The organism is Actinomadura sp. NPDC049382, assembly GCF_040677125.1.
Lineage (GTDB): Bacteria > Actinomycetota > Actinomycetes > Streptosporangiales > Streptosporangiaceae > Spirillospora > Spirillospora geliboluensis.
In genome coordinates, this window is the sequence record NZ_JBFARO010000203.1 from 1 (window position 1) to 3,863 (window position 3,863).

Genomic DNA, 3,863 nt, shown 5'->3' on the forward strand with positions numbered 1-3,863 from the left:
CCGCGACGCCCGGCGGCGGGGTGGGGGGACGGCAGCCGCCGCCGTCCCCGCACCGGGCCGGGCCCGAACCCCGCGCTCAGCCGCGCGTCACGCCTGCCGCGCCCCGATCGACTTCATCAGCGCCGGCCAGATGGACTGCGACTCCCGCACCCACGCCGGCCAGTTGTGCCGCCCGTCGCCGTAGATGTGCGCCGTGTAGGGGATCTTCAGCTGGTCCAGCCGCTTCTGGAAGTCCTTGTTGTTCGCGCCGACCGCGATCTCGCTCAGCAGCCCGATGTCCCACGGCGCCACGTCCGGGTCGCCCGGCCCCGGGCGCCCGGTCGTCCCCGCCGAGAAGAACAGCTGGGTGCCGCGCAGCTTGTCCGCCAGCGAGTACGGGTCGTGCGCCGCCCAGTTGGCGTCGTCGACCCACGGGATGCCCCAGATCGCGAACGGGTCCTGCCCGTTGCCGGCGTTGGTGAACATCAGCATCGCCGGCATCCCGATCGAGCGCATCGACAGGATCCCGCTCAGCGACGCCGCGTACTTGAACATCCCCGGATGCCGCGCCGCGTACGCCATCGCGCCCGCGCCGCCCGAGGAGTTCCCGATCGCCGCGCGCAGCGCGCCCGCGTGGTAGTTGCGCTCCATCAGCTGGCGCACCTCGGCGGTGTGGAAGGTCTCCCACTTGGGCGACCCGCCCTTGCCGTAGTTGTACCAGTCGGTGTAGGAGCCGTTCTCGCCCTCGGGCATCACCACGATGACGTTGTACTTGGCCGCCCACGCCTCGATGTCGGTGTTCTTGGTCCACGAGGTGTAGTTGTCCTGCCCGCCGTGGAAGGCGTACAGGATCGGCCACGTCGCCGCCGAGTCCCGCGTCCAGCCCTTCGGCAGCAGGATCCGGGTCTTCACCGACTTGCCCAGCGCGGGCGACTCGATGGTGATGTCGACCTCGCGGGTGCCGACCTTCGTCTCCGCGGTGATGCGCGCGCCGTCGTCGGCCTTGGCGGACGGCCCCGCGAGCGCCAGCGCGCGGGCCTGCGCCGGGACCGTTCCCGCCGTGCCGATCCCGGCGACGAGGACGGCGCCGATGGCGCCGGAGGCCAGCGAGCGCCGCCAGCGGACCCGGTGTGACCGACGGCGGACGGAGGGTGTCATCTGCTCACCTCGCGGATCAGGCCCGACCCCCGGCGGCCGCGCGACTTCGGGAGAGTGTCCTCGCACCCGCCGAAATGATCTACATGTGCCGGTTACAAGAAAAGGGCGCGGCGCTGTGGAGAAGTGAGTCATCCGGCCGCTTCGGCCAGCAGCGCCGCCAGCGCCGCCGGCTCCGACAGCATCGGCCAGTGCCCCGTCGCCAGTTCCCGGTACTCCCAGCCGGGCCCCGTCATCGCCGCGAACACCGGATGGCCGTCCTCGCCGAGCCGCCGCACCACGTCCAGCGGGATCGTCGTGGCGATCAGCGTACGCGGCGTCGCCGGCAGCGGGTCCGGGCGGGCCGCCGGCTGCGTCGCCGTCCCGAACGGCTGCGGCGTGGCGCGCTCGCGCAGCTCCGCCAGCCGCGCGGCGCTCAGCCCCGCCAGGTTCACCGGGTCGGCGGCCGGGTCGAACGGCGGCACCGGGATCACCCGGCCGCCGCCCTCCTCGGCGACCGCCCGCTCCAGTTCCGCCCGCTCGGACGGCTCGTGGAAGTCGATCGCGGCCATCCCCGACGGCATCGGCCCGGTGTCGACGTACACCACGCGGGCGATCCGGCCGGGCATCCGGTCGGCCGCGCCCGTCACCGCCATGTTCGCGCCGCTGTGCGCGACCAGCACGACCCGCTCCAGCCCGCCGTCCTCGACGACCCGCGCGATGTCGGCGATGTGGGTGTCCACGTCGATGCCGGAGACGTCGCCGCCCGCGCGCTCGGCCTGCCCGGACGGCGTCACCGCGTGCACCTCGTGGCCCGCCGCGCGCAGCACCGCCGCGACCTCGTCCCACGCCCACGCGCCGAGCCAGTACCCGGGGACCAGGACGAACGTCCCCGCCCCCGCCTTCTCCTGCGCCGCCCCAGCCGTTCCGGTGCTCGTCTCGGTGCTCATGTCGGTGCTCATGTCGCGCCGTCCTCTCCTGTTCGGTACGGCACCACGCTACGGTCGATACCGGACAGGACCCGCCCGGATTAAGTGAGTGACCCGTGCCACATTCGTCCCACCCGACGACCCGCGTCCTGGCGATGCTGGAACTGCTGCAGGCCGGGCACCGCCTCGGCGGCGCCGAACTGGCCCGCCGGCTCGGCGTGGACGAGCGCACCGTCCGCCGCTACGCCGCCCGCCTGGACGACCTCGGCGTCCCCGTCGTCGCCGACCGCGGCAGGTACGGTGGCTACCGGCTCATGCCCGGCTACAAGCTGCCGCCGCTGATGCTCACCGACGACGAGGCCGTCGCCGTCGTCCTGGGACTGCTCGCGGGACGCCGCACCGGGCTGCCCGGGCCCGCCGCCGAGAGCGCCCTGGCCAAGGTGCAGCGCGTCCTGCCCGACGCGCTCCGCGACCGGGTCCAGGCCCTGCGCGACACGCTCGGATTCACCGGCCCCGACCGCGCCGCCGGCGCCGCGCCCGGTGCGGTCCCCGACACCGGCGCCGTCCTCACCCTGGCCGCCGCCGCCCGCGAGCACCGCCGCGTCCGGCTGCGGTACCGGTCCTGGCGCGGCGAGGAGACCGAACGGGACCTGGACCCCCACGGGCTGGTGCTGCACTCCGGCCGCTGGTACGTCACCGGCCACGACCACCGCAGCGGCGAGACCCGCACGTTCCGCGTCGACCGGATCGCCTCCGCCGAACCGGGCGCCGAGCTGTTCGAGGCGCCCGGCGACGCCGACCCCGTCCGCGACGTGCTGCGGTCCCTGGCCCGCGTCCCCTACGCCCACGAGGTCGAGGTCGTCCTGCAGACCACCCTCGCCGAGGCCCGCCGCCGCGTCCCCGCCGCGGTCGCGACCCTGGCCGACAACACCGGCGGCGAGGGCGGGGGAGTGGTGCTGACCACCCGCGCCGAACGGCTCGACGGCATGGCCCGGATGCTGGCCGGGCTCGGGTTCCCCTTCATCGTCCGGCGTCCCGCCGAATTGCGCGGCCACGTCCGCGACCTGGCCCGCGCCCTGGCCGAGCAGGCCGACCGGTGACCGCCGGGCGCGCTACTCCGCGTCAGGTCGGCCGGCGGTGCGGGCGTCCCACTCGTGCCGCAGCATCGCGTACACGACCTCGTCGCTCCACTCGCCCTTGACGATCTCGTTCTGCACCAGGTGCGCCTCCCGGCGCATCCCCAGCCGCTCCAGCACCCGCGCGGACGCGGCGTTGCGGCCGTCCAGCCGCCCGCACACCCGGTGCAGGTCCAGGCCCTCGAACCCCAGCCGCAGCACGACCTCGGCGGCCTCGGTGGCGAACCCCCGGCCGTGGAAGGCGGGGTTGAAGATGTAGCCGATCTCGCCCTGCCGGTGCTCGCGGCTGCGGTACTGCAGGTTGACCTCGCCGATCAGGTCACCGGTCTCGCGCCACACCACCGCCAGGACGAGCCAGTCGCCCTCCTTCTCCACGGTGGAGGCGCCCATCTTCTGCTTCAGGAACGACCGCGACTCCTCCAGCGTCCGCGGCTCCCAGTACAGGAACCGCGCCACCTCCGGCAGGGACTGGTAGGCGTACAGGCCCTCGACGTCGCCCTCGTGGAACGGCCGCAGGGTGAGCCGCTCGGTCTCGATCGGGTAAGCGGGACGGAGCATGCCATGATCCTATTCACCGTTTTCGCCCTCATGCGACCGTGATTCCCCGGTACACCCCCGCAGCCGGGTACGGAACGCCGCTAGGAACGCCCCGGGCCGGGACGGCCGCGCGTCGCTCCTGGACCCT

General features: G+C 74.1%; 4 protein-coding genes. 1 reads left to right on the forward strand and 3 read right to left on the reverse strand.

Annotated elements, in window-relative coordinates:
* Positions 1-87 precede the first annotated feature (87 nt).
* Complete coding sequence (locus AB0K34_RS44745; RefSeq protein ID WP_138642237.1) at positions 88-1,137, reverse strand: alpha/beta hydrolase-fold protein; 1,050 nt, start codon at positions 1,135-1,137, stop codon at positions 88-90.
* Between the two features lie 128 nt (positions 1,138-1,265).
* Positions 1,266-2,075: an alpha/beta hydrolase gene (locus AB0K34_RS44750; protein ID WP_301176340.1), complete on the reverse strand. Its 810-nt coding sequence runs from the start codon at positions 2,073-2,075 to the stop codon at positions 1,266-1,268.
* Between the two features lie 83 nt (positions 2,076-2,158).
* Between AB0K34_RS44750 and AB0K34_RS44755 the strand changes: the two genes are divergently transcribed.
* Positions 2,159-3,142, forward strand: a complete 984-nt coding sequence (locus AB0K34_RS44755; protein WP_301176339.1) for a YafY family protein — start codon at positions 2,159-2,161, stop codon at positions 3,140-3,142.
* Positions 3,143-3,154: 12 nt separating this feature from the next.
* Here AB0K34_RS44755 and AB0K34_RS44760 read toward each other — a convergent pair whose 3' ends face one another.
* A complete protein-coding gene (locus tag AB0K34_RS44760) occupies positions 3,155-3,736 on the reverse strand; it encodes a GNAT family N-acetyltransferase (protein WP_138640900.1) in 582 nt (193 codons plus the stop codon).
* Positions 3,737-3,863: the final 127 nt, after the last annotated feature.